This window comes from Inquilinus limosus, assembly GCF_002195995.1.
GTDB lineage: Bacteria > Pseudomonadota > Alphaproteobacteria > DSM-16000 > Inquilinaceae > Inquilinus > Inquilinus limosus_C.
Genome location: NZ_NHON01000111.1, coordinates 1 through 17,163, shown reverse-complemented (window position 1 = coordinate 17,163; position 17,163 = coordinate 1). Strand labels below are relative to the sequence as shown.

General features: G+C 71.0%; 17 protein-coding genes. 8 read left to right on the top strand and 9 right to left on the bottom strand.

Annotated elements, in window-relative coordinates:
* The 3 genes from BWR60_RS31815 to BWR60_RS31805 form a co-directional block, all read right to left on the bottom strand.
* Nucleotides 1–413, bottom strand: a 413-nt coding sequence (locus BWR60_RS31815) for a hypothetical protein (RefSeq protein WP_218823769.1), incomplete at its 3' end; no start/stop codon positions are given.
* Between the two features lie 7 nt (nucleotides 414–420).
* The gene (locus BWR60_RS31810; protein WP_088156617.1) at nucleotides 421–744 is read right to left on the bottom strand and encodes a DUF883 family protein; all 324 of its coding nucleotides are present in this window, start codon (nucleotides 742–744) and stop codon (nucleotides 421–423) included.
* Nucleotides 745–867: 123 nt separating this feature from the next.
* The gene (locus BWR60_RS31805; protein ID WP_230983244.1) at nucleotides 868–1,116 is read right to left on the bottom strand and encodes a hypothetical protein; all 249 of its coding nucleotides are present in this window, start codon (nucleotides 1,114–1,116) and stop codon (nucleotides 868–870) included.
* A gap of 316 nt (nucleotides 1,117–1,432) precedes the next feature.
* Here BWR60_RS31805 and BWR60_RS31800 point away from each other — a divergent pair, with 316 nt between their 5' ends.
* Entirely contained in the window at nucleotides 1,433–3,112 is a 1,680-nt protein-coding gene (locus BWR60_RS31800) for a sensor histidine kinase (protein WP_088156615.1), read from the top strand.
* 4 nt (nucleotides 3,113–3,116) lie between these two features.
* Here the strand turns inward: BWR60_RS31800 and BWR60_RS31795 are convergent, their stop codons facing one another.
* A complete protein-coding gene (locus tag BWR60_RS31795; protein WP_088156613.1) occupies nucleotides 3,117–4,040 on the bottom strand; it encodes a hypothetical protein in 924 nt (307 codons plus the stop codon).
* 57 nt (nucleotides 4,041–4,097) lie between these two features.
* Nucleotides 4,098–4,979: a LysR family transcriptional regulator gene (locus tag BWR60_RS31790; RefSeq protein WP_088156611.1), complete on the bottom strand. Its 882-nt coding sequence runs from the start codon at nucleotides 4,977–4,979 to the stop codon at nucleotides 4,098–4,100.
* A 104-nt stretch (nucleotides 4,980–5,083) separates the two neighbouring features.
* On the opposite strand from BWR60_RS31790, the gene BWR60_RS31785 reads away from it, so the two are divergent.
* Entirely contained in the window at nucleotides 5,084–6,016 is a 933-nt protein-coding gene (locus BWR60_RS31785) for an AEC family transporter (RefSeq protein ID WP_088156609.1), read from the top strand.
* Between the two features lie 239 nt (nucleotides 6,017–6,255).
* On the opposite strand, the gene BWR60_RS31780 is transcribed toward BWR60_RS31785, so the two are convergent.
* Together BWR60_RS31780 and BWR60_RS31775 are read right to left on the bottom strand one after the other, a co-directional pair.
* Complete coding sequence (locus BWR60_RS31780; protein ID WP_088156607.1) at nucleotides 6,256–7,290, bottom strand: histone deacetylase family protein; 1,035 nt, start codon at nucleotides 7,288–7,290, stop codon at nucleotides 6,256–6,258.
* Between the two features lie 70 nt (nucleotides 7,291–7,360).
* The gene (locus BWR60_RS31775) at nucleotides 7,361–9,238 is read right to left on the bottom strand and encodes a potassium/proton antiporter (RefSeq protein WP_088156605.1); all 1,878 of its coding nucleotides are present in this window, start codon (nucleotides 9,236–9,238) and stop codon (nucleotides 7,361–7,363) included.
* A 226-nt stretch (nucleotides 9,239–9,464) separates the two neighbouring features.
* On the opposite strand from BWR60_RS31775, the gene BWR60_RS31770 reads away from it, so the two are divergent.
* The gene (locus BWR60_RS31770) at nucleotides 9,465–10,856 is read left to right on the top strand and encodes an FAD-binding oxidoreductase (RefSeq protein WP_088156603.1); all 1,392 of its coding nucleotides are present in this window, start codon (nucleotides 9,465–9,467) and stop codon (nucleotides 10,854–10,856) included.
* A 53-nt stretch (nucleotides 10,857–10,909) separates the two neighbouring features.
* Here the strand turns inward: BWR60_RS31770 and BWR60_RS31765 are convergent, their stop codons facing one another.
* Nucleotides 10,910–12,097: a M20 metallopeptidase family protein gene (locus BWR60_RS31765; protein WP_088156601.1), complete on the bottom strand. Its 1,188-nt coding sequence runs from the start codon at nucleotides 12,095–12,097 to the stop codon at nucleotides 10,910–10,912.
* Nucleotides 12,098–12,358: 261 nt separating this feature from the next.
* Between BWR60_RS31765 and panE the strand changes: the two genes are divergently transcribed.
* Nucleotides 12,359–13,282, top strand: coding sequence for a 2-dehydropantoate 2-reductase (gene panE, locus BWR60_RS31760; protein ID WP_088156599.1), 924 nt, complete (start codon nucleotides 12,359–12,361; stop codon nucleotides 13,280–13,282).
* A 111-nt stretch (nucleotides 13,283–13,393) separates the two neighbouring features.
* Here panE and BWR60_RS31755 read toward each other — a convergent pair whose 3' ends face one another.
* A complete protein-coding gene (locus BWR60_RS31755; RefSeq protein WP_088156597.1) occupies nucleotides 13,394–14,215 on the bottom strand; it encodes an SDR family NAD(P)-dependent oxidoreductase in 822 nt (273 codons plus the stop codon).
* A 135-nt stretch (nucleotides 14,216–14,350) separates the two neighbouring features.
* On the opposite strand from BWR60_RS31755, the gene BWR60_RS31750 reads away from it, so the two are divergent.
* The 4 genes from BWR60_RS31750 to BWR60_RS37825 form a co-directional block, all read left to right on the top strand.
* On the top strand, nucleotides 14,351–14,947 hold the full coding sequence (locus BWR60_RS31750) for a TetR/AcrR family transcriptional regulator (protein WP_218823768.1): 597 nt from the start codon (nucleotides 14,351–14,353) through the stop codon (nucleotides 14,945–14,947).
* A 92-nt stretch (nucleotides 14,948–15,039) separates the two neighbouring features.
* On the top strand, nucleotides 15,040–16,248 hold the full coding sequence (locus BWR60_RS31745; RefSeq protein ID WP_088156593.1) for an XRE family transcriptional regulator: 1,209 nt from the start codon (nucleotides 15,040–15,042) through the stop codon (nucleotides 16,246–16,248).
* A complete protein-coding gene (locus BWR60_RS31740) occupies nucleotides 16,245–16,733 on the top strand; it encodes a DUF4411 family protein (protein ID WP_088156591.1) in 489 nt (162 codons plus the stop codon). The genes BWR60_RS31745 and BWR60_RS31740 overlap by 4 nt, the downstream gene beginning before the upstream one ends.
* A gap of 225 nt (nucleotides 16,734–16,958) precedes the next feature.
* On the top strand, nucleotides 16,959–17,163 hold a 205-nt coding region (locus BWR60_RS37825), incomplete at its 3' end, for a hypothetical protein (RefSeq protein WP_218823767.1).

Sequence of the window (17,163 nt, the reverse complement as noted above, 5' to 3'; positions counted from 1 at the left end):
ACATCGTCGGCTGGGCGCTGCTGCAGCCGAAGGTGGCGCCGCGCGCAGCCGAAGGTGGCGCCGCGCCTGCATCGCCGCCGCGCTGTTCCTGGTCGCCCTGGTCCTGGTGGTGATCGCGCTGATACTGCTGGCCTGCCGAAGCTGGGGCCGGCCAGGATTCCGATCAGGGCGACCACGGCGGCGAGGCCGAGCACGACCAGCCCGACCACCAGCGCGGCGCCGGCCGGCCCCAGCTTCGGCAGCAGCAGGTAGAAGCCGGACCAGGCCAGCAGTATCAGCGCGATCACCACCAGGACCAGGGCGACCAGGAACAGCGCGGCGGCGATGCAGGCGCGGCGCAGCGCCCGGCTCAGCCGGAGGCGCTGGCGGGCGGCGAGGGCGCCCAGCAGGGCGACGCCGAGATCGGTCTTCACGCCGGCCTCAGCGGTCGAGCAGCTTGCCGATGACGAGGCCGACGCCGAAGGCGACGAGGACGCTGGTGATGGGGTTCTGCTCGATCCGCTGCTCCAGCGCGGCGATGCCTTCCTCGCCCTGGGCGCGGGCGGTGTCGGCGAAGTGCTGCGCCCGCTCCTTGGCGGTGCGCGCCGCGGCGTGGGCGGCGTCGTTCAGCCGGGCGCCGCCGGCCTTGGCCTCGGCGGCGGCGGACTCGCCCAAGGTGCGGGTCAGCGACGCGATGTCCTCACGGATCTTGCCGAGATCGGCGCGCAGCGTGTCGAGCTCCTGGTCCAGGTTCCGCGTGGCCATGTCTGTTCCTCGCTCCGTTGGTTGCGCGTCGCTTGGGGCGCGGGATCGGGTGCGTCCCAAAGCAAACGGGGACAGAGGCGACTCTGTCCCCGCTCGATATCAATTCCGCCGGCAGCGCCGAAATCAGCAGCGGCCGCCGAGGTTGATGGTCCGGCAGCTCGTCGCCGCGCCGCCGACCGCGCCGACGGCGCCGCCGATCAGCGCGCCGGTGCCGACATTGCCGCCGGTCAGGGCGGAGATGCCGGCGCCGGCGCCCGCGCCGAGCAGGCCGCCGGACAGGGCCCGGCCGCCCGTATCACGACCGCACGCCGCAAGGGCCAGCGCGGCCGCGAGCACGATCATGGTGGGTTTGAACATCGTCGTCGTCTCCATGCTCAAGCGCCGGTTACAGCCGGGCACTTCACCGTTGAAAAACGGGCCGTGCAACAGTTTGTTCCCGTGCCCGGCGGTGACCACTTTGGGGCCTGGCGATGGCTTTTCCAAGGCTGCTGTTGTAGAACCCGCCCGCAATCCCGCCGCGCCGGCCGGGCAGCGACGGTGCGGCGGAGTTGCCGGTTGGCATCGGGCGGGGCTCGCTTCAGGATGGGGCTGATGATTTGGGGGCGGCAAGAATCAGCCTGCAGGCTGGGGTCATGAAGCCGGGCAGGTCGGGCCGTCCCGTCTCTGGCCGCTGCCGGCTGCCGTCGCGATGAATCTGCTATCGCGCCTGTTCCTGCTGGTCGGCCTGGCCGTCGCGCCCGGCATCGCGCTGCAGGGCTATAACGAATATGCGCTGCGCATCGCCCGCACCAACGAGATCCAGGACGACGCCATCCGCCTGGCCAATGTCGCCGCCGGGGCGCAGTTCCGCATCGTCGACGGCATCCGCCAACTGCTGGCGGCGATGGCCCGGGTGCCGGCGGTGCGCGAGGGCCAGGGCGGCCGCTGCACCGAGGTGGTGGACGACCTGCGGTCGGAGGTGCCGAGCCTGAACGCCATCGCCGTGGTCGATGCCGACGGCAACCTGCTGTGCGGCGCCAACCACACCGCGGCGATCTCGGTCTCGGTCGGCCATCAGGGCTTCTTCCAGCGGGCGCGGGAGATCCGCGGCTTCGCCGTCGGCGGCTTCGCCACCACCGACGCGGTCGGCGAGAAGGTGCTGCATGTCGCCTATCCGATCTTCGACGGCGACGTCTTCCAGGGCGCCGTGGTGGCGGCGCTCAGCGTCGACGCCATGGCCGCGGCGATCAACATCGACACCGAATCGCGCAACGCCGTGATCATGATCACCGACCGCGCCGGGGTGGTGATGTCGCGCCTGCCCGGGCCGGACACGCCCTGGGTCGGCAAGCAGTTGCCGAACAAGTTCCTCGACCTGCTGGGCTCGCCGCAGGCCGGGTCGGTCACCAGCGGCGCGATTGACGACACGATGCGGATCTACGGCTATGTGCCGATGCGGTCGGAGGAGCTGGACCTGTTCGTCCTGGTCGGCATCGACCGGGCCGCGGCCTTCGCCACCATCGACGCCGCGACCCGGCGCGGCATCGCCCTGATCGTCGCCGGCCTGCTGGTCTCGCTCGCCGCCGCCGGCATCGGCGGCCGGCTGTTCCTGCTGCGGCCGATCGACCGGCTGCTGGCCGCGACGCGCGAATGGCAGCGCGGCCGGCTCGACGCGCGCGTCCGGCTGCGCCACGGCCGCGACGAGTTCGGCCGCCTCGCCACCGCCTTCGACGCCATGGCCGACAGGATCGAGGAGAACCTGAAGCAGAAGGACCTGCTGCTGCGCGAGATCAACCACCGGGTGATGAACAGCTTCCAGCTGCTGTCCAGCCTGTTCGGGCTGCAGGCGCGCCGGGCGCAGAACCCCGAGGCGAAGCACGCCTTGGCCGAGGCGAATGACCGGATCCAGGCGCTGGCCATCGTCCACCGCCGGCTCTACGCCAATGTCTCGGTCGACCGGGTCGAGGTGAAGGACTACCTGACCGGGCTGTGCGAGGACCTGTCGCGGGCGCTGCTGCCGGAGAATGGCGGCATCTCGATCATCTGCGACGTGGCGTCGGCCGAGCTGCCGCCGTCGCGGATGGTGCCGCTGGGCCTGATCGTCAACGAGCTGGTCACCAACGCGGTGAAATACGCCTTCCCCGACCGGCGCGAGGGGCGGGTGCAGATCCGCTTCCAGCCGCGGGCGGAGAATGGCTGGCGGCTCGAGATCGCCGACAACGGCGTCGGCCTGCCGCAGGGCAAGATGCCGGCCAATGGCAGCGGCCTCGGCATGATGGTGCTGCAGGCCCAGGTGCGGCAGCTCGACGCCGCCATCGACATCGACAGCGGCCCCGGCGGCACCCGTTTCACCATCGACATCCCGCCGCCGCGCGATCCGGGGGCGTGACGGCTCAGTCGTCGAGCGCGGTGCTTCGTTCGATCGTCTTCCCGGTCGCCCCGGCGAGCCTGGATGCCAGCGCCGCGGCCGGGTCGATGCCGAGCGCGGTGGTGATCACGAGTTGTTTCTCCGGCCAGGCCGGGATGGCGGTCGCGCAGCGCACGGACAGGGTCGCGCCGCCGGGGCCGCGGGCCGGCAGCAGGTGCAGCAGCTCGAACCGCAGGATCCGGTCGACGGCGACAAGATAGAGCTCGTCCCAGCCGAAGATCAGGTGGCCGCCGCCGCGCGACAGGCCGACGCGGCCGGTGAAGCGCCCGGCAGCGGCGCTGGGGGCGCGGATGAATTCCAGCGCATATTCGGGCGTGTCGTTGCCGGCTATGCGCAGCTCGGTCTCGGCCAGGCGGCCGATCTCCTCGAACCCGTCCAGCCCGGCCTGCTCCTCGGGCGTCACCGGCGGCCTGTACCCGGTGCATATCGTTAGATGGCAGGTGACGGAGAGCCGCGGCTCGCGCTCATGCGCCCGGTTCTGGAGGCCGGGATGCTGCAGCTCCGGCGGCCAGCAGGTCAGCTCGATGATCGAGAGCCCCTCCTGCCAGCGCCAGCCCCGTGTGTTGGAGACGCCGGAAGGCCGGCCGGGGCCGAGCCACGTCGAGAGCGCTGCGGCGGCCATGTCCAGGTTGCGGCGCGGATCTCCGGACTGATGCACATGCCCGCCCAGATAGACCGGCGGCAGCCAGGGCGCGAAGCGGGGGACGGCCCGGAACCCGATCGGCCGCATCAGCCCGGGGACCAGCGGCTGCGGCGTCTCCAGCAGGACGATGTCGTCGTCGTACCAGGGATCCCGCCGGATGCCGTACCGGTCCATCAGCTCCGCCCGCGAGGCGGTCCAGGGGATCGACGCGGAGTCGAGCAGCGCGAGGATGGCATTGGCCGTCATGCCGGCGAGAATGCGGCATCGGCCGCCGGCCGGCAACGGCACGGGGCCGGCGGATGATCACGCCGGCGCGGCGCCGGCCGTGGCCAGGAAGGTCTTCAGCGCCGGGTTCAGGTTGCCTGCCCGCCAGGCGATGACATGGTCGATCACCGGCGCGTCCGCGAGCGGCCGGAACACCACCCCGGCGACGCCCAGCGCGCCCATGCATTCCGGCACCAGGGCGATGCCCAGCTCCTCCGCCACCAGCTGGACGATGGTCTGCTGCATCTGCGTCTCCAGCCGGATCGCGGGCTGGAAGCCGGCGCTGCGGCAGTAGCGGGCGATGGCGTCGCGCAGGGTCGGCGACACCTCCGGCGGCGTGGCGATCAGCGGCTGGCCCTCCAGGTCGCGGGCATCCAGCCGGTCCCGCCCGGCCAGCGGATGACCGGCGGGCAGGGCGGCGCACAGGCTCTCGCTGTGCACCGGCCAGGTCTCCAGCCCGCGCACCGGCCCCGGCGGGAACAGGATGCCGACATCGAAGCGGCCGGCCAGCACGTCGTCGACCAGCCCGGCCGGCATCGCCTCGCGCAGCGTCAGCTCGATCTCGGGATAGGCGGTGACGTAGCGCCGGGTCAGGCTCGGCACGATCGTGAAGGCGGCGTGCATCATGAAGCCGACCGACAGCTCGCCCAACTCGCCGCGCTCGGCCAGCACCGCGTTGCGGCAGGCCTGGTCGAAGGCGGCCAGCACGGTACGCGAATCCTCCAGGAAGCGGCGGCCGGCACGGGTCAGCGCCGCCTGGCGCGAATGCCGCTCCAGCAGCTTCACCCCCAGCTCCCGCTCCAGCGCGGCGATCTGCCGGCTCAGCGGCGGCTGGGTCAGGTGCAGCCGCTCGGCGGCGCGGCCGAAATGCAGCGTCTCGGCCAGCGCCGTGAAATAGCGCATCTGGCGGATGTCGATCATGGCATACCGTTTCGGTATTGATCCGGCCGTCACTATGCATTGGATTGCATCGGCCGGGTAAGGGATACCGAGGCATCCCCGCCCGTCGCGCCCGGTTCTCGCCGATGCTGTCCCCCTTCCTGGTCGTGCTGCCGATCTTCGCCCTGATCTTCGCCGGCTGGCTGGCGCGACGGACCGGCGTGCTGGGCCCGAACGCGACGACGGAGCTGAACCGCTTCGTGGTCTGGCTGGCGCTGCCGGCGCTGCTGTTCGACATCATGGCGCACACCCGCTGGGCCGATCTCTGGCAGCCCGGCTTCATCGCCGTGTTCGGGCTCAGCAGCGCCGCCGTGTTCGTGCTGACCATCGCCATCCGGCTGCGCGGCGCGCGGCACCTGGCCGATGCGGCGATCGACGGGCTCAACGCCGGCTACGCCAACACCGGCTTCCTCGGCTTCCCGCTGGCGCTGGCGGTGCTGGGCACCGATTCGCTGGTGCCGACGACGATCGCGTCGATCATCACCGTCTGCGTCGTTTTTGCCGTGGCGATCGTGCTGATCGAGGTCGGGCTGCAGACCGAGGCGCGGCGGGCGCATCTGGTGGCGAAGATCCTGAAGTCGCTGGCGCGCAACCCGCTGCTGGTGGCGCCGGCCCTCGGCGCACTGGTGCCGCTCTTCGGCCTGGCCGTGCCGGCGCCGGCCGAAGCCTTCCTCAAGCTGCTGGGCGGCGCCTCCTCGCCCTGCGCCCTGGTCGCGCTCGGCCTGTTCCTGGCCGAGAAGCGCGGGGCCGGCGAGCGCGACGGCGCCGCCACCACGCTGCTGGTGGTCTTCAAGCTGGCGCTGCAGCCGGCGGTGGCCTGGGGGCTGGCGGTGCTGTTCCGCCTGCCGCCGGTGCTGGCCCACACCGCCGTGCTGCTGGCCGCGCTGCCGACCGGCACTGGCCCGTTCATGCTGGCCGAGTTCTACCGGCGTGAGGCGGCGGTCACGGCCAAGGTGATCCTGGTCTCGACCGTGGTCTCGTTGGCCACCGTCTCCGGCTACCTCGCCGTCGCCGGCTGAGGCGGGATCGGACGGTGGCACTGCCCGGCAGGGACTCGCAGGGCGTCGGCTGCGTTCGCCTGGCCTCTCCCGCTTGCGGACCTTTCTGAAGTCCCAGAACCGTCATTGCGAGCGCAGCGAAGCAATCCATGCAGCCGCTCTTGCGGGCCGATGGATTGCTTCGTCGGCTTCGCCTCCTCGCAATGACGTCGAGGAGTGGGTAGTGCCAAAAAGCCTCGCAAGCGGGAGAGGCAATCGGCTCAGGCCGATGCCTCCAGCGCCTGCAGCAGGTTGGAGACGTTGACGCCCAGCGCGTCGACGGCGTAGCCGCCCTCCATCACCGTCAGGGTCGGCACGCCCAGGCCGCGGCCCAGGATCTCGCCCATCCGGGTGAAGTCGTCGCTGTTCAGCTTGAACTGCGAGATCGGGTCCTCCTGGAAGGTGTCGGCGCCGAAGGACAGCACCACCGCATCGGCGCCGTAGTCGCGGATCCGCGCCAGGCCGGCGTCCAGCGCCTCGCGGTAGCGGTCCCAGGTGGTGCCGAACGGCATCGGCAGGTTGAGGTTGAAGCCCTCGCCGGCGCCCTCGCCGCGCTCCTCGGCATAGCCGAGATAGTAGGGATACTCGACGTTCGGATCGGCGTGCAGCGACACGAACAGCACGTCGTCGCGGCCCCAGAAGATCTCCTGCGTGCCGTTGCCGTGATGATAGTCGATGTCCAGCACCGCGACGCGGGCGGCACCGTTGTCGCGGAACCACTGCGCCGCCACAGCGGCATTGTTGAAGAAGCAGTAGCCGCAATAGACGTCGGTCGAGGCGTGGTGCCCCGGCGGCCGGCACAGCGAGAACACCGGCTTGCCGTCCGCCGCCACCAGCTTCGCCCCGGTCAGGGCGACGTCGACCGAGCTCAGCGCCGCGCGCCAGGTGCCGGCGGTGATCGGCGTGCCGCAGTCGCTGGCGTAGTAGCCGAGCTTGCCCTCGATCGAGCTGGGCACGACCTGGCGCATGTTGCGCACCGCCCAGTTGGTCGGCAGCGCGTCGATCTCGCCATGCGCGGCCACCCATTCGTCCCAGGCGGTCTCCAGGAAGCGGATGAAGTGGGGGGCGTGCACCCGGGCGATCGGGTCGGTGCCGAAGCGCTCCGGCGCCCGCACCTCGCCCAGGCCGACGGACTTGATCCGGGCCAGGATGGTCTCGGCGCGCTCCGGCTTCTCCACCACCGGGATGAAGTGGCCGCCGGTCAGCTCCACCTTGCCGTGCTGCAGCCGGTGGTCCTCGGAATAGATCGTCAGCATCGCGTCCCTGCTCTCTCGCTGTTGCCGGCGAGACTAGCGGATGCGGCGCGGGCCTGGAACGGGGGACGCGCTACTCCGGCCGGTCGGCCTCGGGCGTGTCGGGCACCGGCGGCTCGGTGACTGCGGCGGGCGGCGGGGCCCGCCGGGCACGGCGCTCGCGCATCCGGTGGCGGAACCAGGCTGCGATCTCCGACAGGTTCTGGAACACCGGCAGCTTCGGCTGGGCGCCGCGGCTCGGCTCCAGCGCCAGCCCGACCTCGGTGACCTCGTTCTCGTCGTCGACGGCGCGGACGATCAGCTCGACCCCGCCGACCGGCAGCCGGTCGCCGATCTCGGCCCGGCCGCCGAACGCATCCTGCAGGAAGGCGCCGGTGGTCCGGGTCTCGGCCGGGTCGGGCAGGGCGAAGCCGTAGCTCTCGGCCACCTCGGCCAGCGGCGCCTCGGCGTTCAGAGTGAAGTCGCCGAAGAAGTCGCGGTCGTCCTCGGCCAACCGGGTCGGGGTGGCGAACAGCCGGTCCAGCAGGCGCACCTGCTGCGGCGGGGTGAAGATGTAGACCTGGTCGCCGCCCTGCAGCCGCCCGGCATGGTGGATGTCGACCGACTGGCCGTCGCGCACGATCAGCGCCGGCCGGGCCCAGCGCGGGATGCGCTCGCCGCGCGCCACCGGGCTCTGCGCCGCGATGCGGTAGACCACCAGCTCGTGGTTGGCGCGGCCCGGCAGCTCCAGCTCGACACGGTCGACCGGGCCGATCCGCGGCGGCACGATCAGGCCCAGCCACTTGGCCAGCGGGCGGATGGTCCAGCCCTGCAGCAGCAGCGAGACGATCACCACCACGAACACGCCGTTGAAGATCATCCGCCCGTCCGGCAGCTGCGCGATCAGCGGCAGGATGGCCAGCAGGATCGACACCGCGCCCCGCAGCCCGACCCAGGCGACGAAGGTGGTCTCGTTGCGCGAGAAGCCGTAGGGCAGCAGGCACAGCCACACCGCGATCGGCCGGGCCACGAAGGTCAGCGCCAGGGCCACCGCCAGCGCCGGCAGGGCCACGGCGGGGAACTGCGACGGCGTCGCCAGCAGGCCCAGCGTCAGGAACATGCAGATCTGCGCCAGCCAGGTCATGCCGCTCTGGAACCGGCGCAGCAGGGCCGAGGCGCGCAGCCTGGCGTTGCCGGCGACCATGCCGGCGACATAGACGGCGATGAAGCCCGACCCCTCGACCATGCCGGTGGCGGCGAAGATCAAGAGGGCCAGGCTCAGCACGATCACCGGATACAGGCCGGGGTCCAGGCTGACGCGGTTGATCACCCGCACGATCATGAAGCCGCCGGCCAGCCCGAGGGCGATGCCGATGCCGGCCTGCAGCAGGAAGGTCGTGGCCAGCGACCAGGTCAGCGTCTCCGCCCCGGTGCCCAGCCGCGCCGCCTCGACCAGGGCGAGCGTCAGGAAGATGGCGATCGGGTCGTTGCTGCCGGATTCGATCTCCAGCGTCGACCGCATGCGGTCGCGCAGGGTGATGCCGCCGACCCGCAGCAGGAAGAACACCGCGGCGGCGTCGGTCGAGCTGACGATGGCGCCGGTCAGCAGCGATTCGTACCAGCCGAAGCCGAAGGCCCAGCGGGCGGCGACGGCGACCAGCCCGGTGGTCAGCAGCACGCCGGCGGTCGCCAGGGTCAGGGCCGGGGCGGCGGCGGCGCGGAAGCTCTGCAGCCGGGTCTCGAAGCCGCTGTCGAACAGGATCAGCGCCAGGGCGACGCTGCCGATGAAATAGGCCGCCGGGGCGTTGTCGAAATGGATCTTGCCGATGCCGTCCTCGCCGGCGCCGAGGCCGACGGCGAGGAACACCAGCAGCAGGGGAGCCCCGACCCGGAACGAGATCAGGCTGGTGAAGACGCTGAGCGCAATGAGTCCCGCCGCAACGAGAATGGCGAGGTTCATCGCCTCGATCATCGGTGTCTCTTCCTCGCTTCCGGGGTCGCGGCCGCGGCCGCGCGACTCGCCTCCTGCAATCCACCCGAGAAAGGTGACGGAAATCGGGCCCGATGGCGAGGTTTCCGATGGGGGCGGCGACCCGCCGCGCCTACATCCGTAACCGGATTCGGTTGCGTCGACACCGCGGCGTAACCGCGGGGCCGCAGCCTGCCACCCTCCGATCACCGATCCGGCGAGGCAGAGCATGCAGACCCACCAGCTCAAGCGGCGCGACGGCGCCCCGGTCGACGCGGCGGCCGTCGAGGCGTTCCGCCAGGGCTTCGCCGGCCGGGCGATCCTGCCGCAGGACGAGGGCTACGACTCCGCGCGGCAGATCTGGAACGCCCATGTCGACAAGCATCCCGGGCTGATTGCCCGCTGCGCCGGCACCGCCGACGTGGTGCATGCGGTCAGGTTCGCGCGCGCCAACGACCTGCTGGTCGCGGTGCGCGGCGGCGGCCACAACGTCGCCGGCCGCGCCCTGTGCGACGACGGCATCGTCATCGACCTGTCGGCGATGACCGGCGTCTTCGTCGACCCGCAGGCGCGGACCGTGCGGGTGCGCGGCGGCACCACTTTGGGCGAGCTGGACCGCGAGACCCAGCTGCACGGGCTGGCGGTGCCGGTCGGCGTGGTCTCGCCCACCGGTATCGGCGGGCTGGCGCTGGGCGGCGGCGTCGGCTGGCTGGTGCGCAAGCACGGGCTGACCTGCGACAACCTGCTGTCCGCCGAGGTCGTCACCGCGGAAGGCGAGGTCGTCACCGCCGATGCCGGCAGCCACCCGGACCTGTTCTGGGGCCTGCGCGGCGGCGGCGGCAATTTCGGCATCGTCACCTCCTTCCTGTTCCGGGCGCATCCAGTGGCGACGGTTCTGGGCGGGCTGGTGGTCTATCCGCGCGAGGTCGCCGCGGAATTCCTGCGCCATTACCGCGAGGTGATGGCAACGGCGCCGGACGAGCTGACCGCCTATGCCGGGCTGATCTCGACCCCCGACGGCGCGCCGGCCACGGCCGTGGTGCTGTGCTACAGCGGCGACGACCTGGCGGCGGGTGAGCGCGCGGTCCGGCCGCTGCGCAGCTTCGGCACGCCGCTGCTGGACGCGGTGCAGCCGATGCCGTTCCTGGCGATGCAGTCGATCCTGGACGGCGCCTTTCCGGACCGCGCCCACAACTACTGGAAATCGACCTTCCTGACGGCGCTGACCGACGCGGCGATCGACACGATCGTCGAGCATGGCAACCGCGCCGGGTCGCCGCTGTCCGGCGTCGTGGTCGAGTGCTATGGCGGCGCCTACAGCCGGGTCGGCGCCACCGACACCGCCTATGGCCAGCGCCAGTCGGTGTTCAACCTCGGCATCACCGCGCAATGGCTGGATCCGGCCGATGGCGACCGCCACATCGCCTGGGCGCGGGCGGCGTGGGAGGCGATGCAGCCCTATTCCAGCGGCGGCGGCTTCCTGAACTTCATCGACAACGAGCCGGCGGAGGTGATTCGCGCCGCCTTCGGCCCGAACTACGACCGGCTGGCCGCGGTGAAGGCGAAGTACGACCCGGACAACTTCTTCAGCCTGAACCAGAACGTCCCGCCGGCGCGCTGAACCGGGCGCCGGCGGGGGCCGGCGTCAGGACAGAAGTTCGACCGCGCTGCGCGTCAGGACAGCAGCTCGACGGCGCTGCGCGCCAGGGCGGCGGCGCCCAGGCCGATGCAGCGCTCATCCGGCTGGTAGTCGGAGTTGTGCAGGTGGTCGTGGCGTCCCGGCTGGCTGGCGCCGACCCGCAGGTGGAAGGACGGCACCCGCTCGGAGAAGAACGAGAAGTCCTCGGCGCCGAAGCCCGGCGTGGTCTCGTGCACCACATCGCCGAACTGCGCCCGCACCGCGGCGACCGAGGCCTGCAGCACGCGCGGATCGTTCATCAGCGGCGGCACGCCCAGCTGGTAGTCGAGGTCGCAGGTCACGCCCTGGGTCAGCTCGATGCCCTGGACGATCCGGCGGATCGCCGCCTCAGCCGCCGCCCGCGCCTCGGGCGACCGGGCGCGCACCGTGCCGCGCAGGGTGCAGGTGTCGGGGATGATGTTGTGGGTGGCGCCGCCGGCGATGCTGCCGACCGTCACCACCGCGCCCTGGGCCGGGTCGATGGTGCGCGACACCACGGTCTGCAGCTGGGTCACCAGATAGGCGGCGGCGACGATCGGGTCGGCCGCGTCCTGCGGCCGCGCCGCATGGCCGGACCGGCCGCGCACGGTGACGTCGAAGGTGTCGGCCGAGGCGGTGCTGGCGCCGTGCAGATAACCGAACTCGCCGGTCGGCATGGTCGGGCTGTTGTGGAAGGCCAGCGCCATGTCGGCGCCGTCGGCCGCGCCGTCGACGATCATCGCGGCGGCCCCGCTCTCCGGCGTCTCCTCGGCCGGCTGGAACACCAGCCGCACCGACCCGCGCAGCCGCGGCGCCAGGTCCTTCAGCACGGCGCCGACGCCGATCAGCGTCGCGGTGTGGATGTCGTGGCCGCAGGCATGCATCTTGCCGGCGACGGTGCTGGCGAAGGGCAGGCCGGTCATCTCCTGGATCGGCAGCGCGTCCATGTCGGCGCGGATCAGCAGGCAGGGGCCGGGGGCGCCGCCCTGGATCTCGGCGACGATGCCGGTGCGGCCGATGCCGGTGCGGTAGGGGATGCCCAGCTTGTCCAGCTCCGCCGCCACCACCCCGGCGGTGCGCTGCACCTCGAAGCCGATCTCCGGATGGGCATGGATGTCGCGCCGCACCTCGACCAGGCCGGGGGCGATGGCGTCGACCGCCGCGTCGATCGAGGCGCCGATGTCGTTGATGCCGCGCGTATCCATGGATGGTCGAGCTCCCCTTGGCCGATTGAGCAGCGTCGGGCCGAGGGCGGCGGCAGGGCCGGGGCCGGGCAGGCCGACGAGGATCCGAGTCATTGCACCCGCAGGGGGCGGCGTCCACCCCCGCGATGCGCAGCCCAGGCAGCGCGCCCGGGCCTGCGCGCCGCTGCCGCGCATCCTTTACATCGGGCGGGGCGGACCCCAGCTTGGCCGGTGAGGGGTGCCGCCGCCCGGGCTCGGGCCGGCTCAGAACGGGAGCATGCGATGCGGGTGTTGGTTGTCGGCGCCGGGGCGACCGGCGGGTATTTCGGCGGCCGGCTGGCCCAGGCCGGCCGCGACGTCACCTTCCTGGTGCGGCCCGGCCGTGCCGCCGCGCTGCGGGCGGACGGCCTGCGCATCGTCAGCCCGCATGGCGCCGCCACGCTGGCGCCGCGGCTGGTCACCGCCGACGCGATCGACGGCCCGTATGACGTCGTGCTGCTGGCGGTGAAGGCCTACGGCCTCGCCGGCGCCATGGCCGACCTCGCCCCCGCCGTCGGGCCGGAGACAATGATCCTGCCGCTCCTGAACGGCATGCGGCACATGGACCTGCTGTCGGCCCGCTTCGGCTCCGCCACGGTGCTGGGCGGGGTCTGCAAGATCGCCGGCACGGTCGATGCCGAGGGCCGGATCGTGCAGCTCGCCGGGTTCCACGAGCTGGCCTATGGCGAGCGCGACGGCACGCTCTCGGCCCGCACCGACCGGCTCGATTCGGTGCTGCGCGGCGCCGGCTTCGACGCCCGGCTGACGCCGGAGATCGAGCGCGAGATGTGGGAGAAATGGGTGATGCTGGCGGCGCTGGGCGGCATCACCTGCCTGATGCGCGGCAGCACCGGCGAGGTGGTGGCCGCGCCCGGCGGCGCCGATTTCGCCGGCCGCTTCCTGGACGAGGTGGTGGCGGTGGTCGGCGCGGTCGGCACGGCGCCGGGCGCCGCGTTCCTGGCGACCACCCGCGCCTTCCTGACCGAGCCGGGGGCCGGCCGCACCTCCTCGATGTACCGCGACCTGCAGCAGGGCGCGCCGATCGAGGCCGACCAGATCATCGGCGACCTGCTGGCCCGCGGCCGGGCCGCCGGGCTCGACACCCCGCTGCTGGCCCTGGCCGCGACCCATCTCGCCGTCTATCAGCAGCGCCTGGCGGGGGGCTAGGAGCGGGATGAGTTCGGGCCGGATCTCGAAGGCAGCGAGTTGTTGCCTCTCCCGCGTCCGGCGGGAGAGGCAACGCGGAGACCCGGCCTCGATATCTGCGCACCAAGGCTGTCAGCGGCCGACCGCCAGGCTGGCGACGTCCTGCCACTGCTCCCAGCCGGCGAGCCGCTTGCCGTATTCGGCCCGCATCATCTCCAGATTGTGCGGGCCGAAGAACACCCGCAGCGGCGGCTCGGCGGCGTCGACGACGCGCAGGATGGCCGCGCCGCTGGCGCCCGGATCGGCGAATTCGGCGTCGCGCCAGCGCTGCAGCCGCCCGGCGCGGATCTCGTCATAGGCGGGGATCGGCTCGGCATGCACCATCGACCCGCCCTTCCAGTCGGTGGCGTAGCCGCCGGGCTCGACCAGCGTGACATGGATGCCGGTGCCGGCCAGCTCGCCCTGCAGCGACTGGCTGAAGCCTTCCAGCGCCCATTTCGAGGCGTGGTACAGGCCCAGCATCGGGAAGGCGTTGACGCCGCCGACCGAGGACACCTGGATGATGTGGCCCGCCCCCTGGGCCCGCAGGATCGGCAGCGCCGCCTGGGTCACCCACAGCGCGCCGAACAGGTTGGTCTCGATCTGCGCCCGGGCCTGGTCCTCGCCGACCTCCTCGACCGCGCCGAGCAGCCCGTAGCCGGCATTGTTGACCACCACGTCGATCCGGCCGAACCGCTCCTGTGCCGTCGCCACCGCGGCGAAGACGGCGGCGCGGTCGGTCACGTCCAGCCGGATCGGCGCGACCTGGGCGCCGTGGTCATGCACCAGGCCGCACAGGCTGGAGATGTCGCGGGCCGTCGCCGCGACCCGGTCGCCGCGGGCCAGCGCCGCCTCCGCCCAGGCCCGGCCGAGCCCCTTGGATGTGCCGGTGATGAACCAGACCTTGCCTGACATGCCGTCCTCGTCCTATGCGCTGTCGGGATCGAAACGGAGGGTCCTCCGTTTCGCCTATCTAAGCGGAGGACCCTCCGTTTTCAACCGGCGCCGTGAATGGTGCATGATGGCGGTCCTGGATCGGCGAGGAAGGGCGTGACGGCGTTGGACGGGCAGGAGACGCAGGAGGCAGCGGGGCGCGCCGACGCCCGGCGCAACCGCGAGCGGCTGCTGGAAGCGGCGGCGGAGCTGTTCGGCGCGGTCGAGGGCGAGGTCACGCTGTCGGCGGTGGCGGCCCGGGCCGGGGTCGGCATCGGCACGCTCTACCGCCATTTCCCGACCCGCGAGGCGCTGGTCGAGGCGGTGTACCGCAACGAGGTCGACCGGCTGTGCGCGGCGGCCGAGACGCTGCTGCGCGATCGGCCGCCGGAGGTCGCGCTGGCCGACTGGATGGACCGCTACGCCGCGATGGTCGCGGCCAAGCGCGGCATGGCTGACGTGCTGATGCGGGCACGGGCCTCCGATTCCGACGCCATGGTGCAGACCAAGGCCCGGATCCGGCAGGCGATGGCGCTGCTGCTCGACGCCGCCGCCAAGGCCGGGGCGATCCGGGGCGATGCCGATCCCGACGACGTGCTGCTGGCGGCGGCCGCCGGCATCTGGTCGATCGCCGGCCAGCCCGACTGGCGCCAGCGCGCCGGCCGGCTGCTGCGCCTGGTGCTGGACGGGCTGCGCTACCGGCCGGGCGGGTAGGGCGGTAGTCAGTTGGAGCCCGCATGCTCTACCGGCTCCGTCGAGATCCGATCCGGATTCCGTCGCGCCCATATTCCCGGTAGACTCCCAGTATGGCTGAGCATGAGCAGATCAATCCGCGCATCCTGGCCTGGGCGCGCGAGACCGCCGGTCTCTCCTTGGAGGAGGCCGCGCAGAAGCTTGGCCTGTCGACCACCGGACGCACCACCGGTGCTGAGAAGCTCGCATCGCTTGAGGCGGGGGAAAGAGCCCCGACGTCACAGCAGCTCCAGCGCGCGGCATCTGTTTATCGGCGCCCCCTGGTCGTCTTCTATCTTGCCGAGCCTCCCGGGCGCGGAGAGCGCGGAGAGGATTTCCGTACAACCCCGGATGCTGCGTCCCCGCGTGAAAATGCCACCTTGGACGCGCTGCTACGCGATCTGCGAGCGCGACAGCAATTGTTGCGCGCTATGCTCGAGGACCAGGATGACGCACATCCGCTGAGCTTCATTGGTAGCAGCCGGATCGATGATGGCCGAGACAGGGTTGTCGCAGCGATCAGGTCGGCGCTGAGCATTTCCGTGCAGGACCAGAGAGCCGCCAAGGGTCCCGAAGCTCTGTTCAACCTCTTTCGAACAGCCACAGAACGGCTCGGGGTATATGTTCTGCTGGTCGGTGATATGGGATCGCATCACTCCGATCTCAGTGAGGATGTGTTCCGCGGAATCGCCCTGGCCGACGACGTCGCGCCATTCGTGATCGTCAACGACAACGACGCGAAGCCAGCTCGATCCTTCACTCTTTTGCATGAGGTAGCGCACCTCTGGATCGGGGCGAGCGGCGTTAGCGGGCCACTGCAGACCATGTCCGCAAATGTGATCGAGCGCTTCTGTAACGATGTGGCGGGCGAACTGCTGTTGCCGAGCGGGGAACTCGCGCGACCGGCAGGGTTGCAGGATGCCGCGTTTGACGTGGTGCTCCGCGCAACCGAGCGGATTGCGCTGGAGTGGAACGTCAGCCAGGGCCTCGCGGCCTACCGGATGGACCGGCTGGGATGGATCGGAGACGACATCGCTGGGCGTCTCTTCCGGCACTTTGCCCAGCGATGGCGCAATGAGAAGCAACGCTCCAGGGATGGCTCGGAGAATTCTGGACCAAGTTACTACATTGTCCGGCGTCACCGCCTCGGAGCGGCGCTCCTGAGTGCCGTTCGGCGTGGGCTTCAGGGTGACGTGGTAACTCACATCAAAGCTGCGAGAATTCTCGGCGTCAGCCCGACCAATGTCGGGCCTCTGCTGCAGGAGCGGCTACGCGCAGCATGACCCTTTACCTGCTGGATGCCAACGTCCTTATCCGGGCACATGGGGACTACTACCCGATCGACCGGATACCGCAGTTCTGGGTTTGGCTGTACGGGCGCGCTGCCGCCGGCATCATCAAGATGCCGGGACAGATCTATGATGAAGTCGCGCAGTCGATCGACATGCTCGGGGATTGGCTCCATGACACTGACGTCAAGAGGGCGTTGATCCTGGCCGAGCCAACCAATCCAACGATGGTGCAACGGGTGATCGAGCATGGCTATGCACCCAATCTCAACGACATCGAAATCGCCACAGTCGGGCGAGATCCGTTCCTCATTGCCGCGGCACTCTGTGGTCCGGACAGGGTGGTTGTGACGCGCGAGGTCTCCAGGCCGAGCGCGCAACGCCAAAACCGGCACATTCCGGATGTGTGCGGAACCTTCGGTGTGGCCTCAATGAACGATTTCGCGCTGTACCGCGAGCTCCAGTTCAGAATCGAGTAACTCGTACGACTTCCATCCGCGATCTTCGACTCGCCCTCCAGCGACCGCCGAAGCTCGATGAAGCCGTCTTGGGCCAGCGGGCCGTTGAAGGCCGGATTGTCCCCGTTGCGGCCCACATCGGCCGCCCTGCCAGACCCGGGCATCCTGCCGTGGCGGAGCCTGCGGCGGGCGTGTTAACGCAATGTTCATTGCGCTCGCCTGCGAATCTCGTTCATGATACGTTCCATGAAGGAGATGCCCGCCGAGTTCGATGTCGAGGCCTATGGCCGTGGCTGCGCGCTGCAGCAATGCGAGATGCTCACGCGCCTCGCCGAGATCGGCATGCAGCTGGCCGAGGCCGCGCATGCAGCTGGCCGAGGCCGCGCAGTCTCGATGCGACCAGATCGGCGGTGCCGCGCTCCTCGTATTTCAGCTCGGGGTTCGCATGCAG

Coding starts and splice junctions, on each gene's coding strand:
- BWR60_RS31770 (WP_088156603.1), top strand. CDS start 9,465: ATGCAGACCCACCAGCTCAAGCGGCGCGACGGCGCCCCGGTCGACGCG.
- BWR60_RS31795 (WP_088156613.1), bottom strand. CDS start 4,040: ATGACGGCCAATGCCATCCTCGCGCTGCTCGACTCCGCGTCGATCCCC.
- BWR60_RS31755 (WP_088156597.1), bottom strand. CDS start 14,215: ATGTCAGGCAAGGTCTGGTTCATCACCGGCACATCCAAGGGGCTCGGC.
- BWR60_RS31800 (WP_088156615.1), top strand. CDS start 1,433: ATGAATCTGCTATCGCGCCTGTTCCTGCTGGTCGGCCTGGCCGTCGCG.
- BWR60_RS31745 (WP_088156593.1), top strand. CDS start 15,040: ATGGCTGAGCATGAGCAGATCAATCCGCGCATCCTGGCCTGGGCGCGC.
- BWR60_RS31740 (WP_088156591.1), top strand. CDS start 16,245: ATGACCCTTTACCTGCTGGATGCCAACGTCCTTATCCGGGCACATGGG.
- BWR60_RS31775 (WP_088156605.1), bottom strand. CDS start 9,238: ATGATCGAGGCGATGAACCTCGCCATTCTCGTTGCGGCGGGACTCATT.
- BWR60_RS31780 (WP_088156607.1), bottom strand. CDS start 7,290: ATGCTGACGATCTATTCCGAGGACCACCGGCTGCAGCACGGCAAGGTG.
- BWR60_RS31765 (WP_088156601.1), bottom strand. CDS start 12,097: ATGGATACGCGCGGCATCAACGACATCGGCGCCTCGATCGACGCGGCG.
- panE (WP_088156599.1), top strand. CDS start 12,359: ATGCGGGTGTTGGTTGTCGGCGCCGGGGCGACCGGCGGGTATTTCGGC.
- BWR60_RS31785 (WP_088156609.1), top strand. CDS start 5,084: ATGCTGTCCCCCTTCCTGGTCGTGCTGCCGATCTTCGCCCTGATCTTC.
- BWR60_RS31790 (WP_088156611.1), bottom strand. CDS start 4,979: ATGATCGACATCCGCCAGATGCGCTATTTCACGGCGCTGGCCGAGACG.
- BWR60_RS31810 (WP_088156617.1), bottom strand. CDS start 744: ATGGCCACGCGGAACCTGGACCAGGAGCTCGACACGCTGCGCGCCGAT.
- BWR60_RS31805 (WP_230983244.1), bottom strand. CDS start 1,116: ATGGAGACGACGACGATGTTCAAACCCACCATGATCGTGCTCGCGGCC.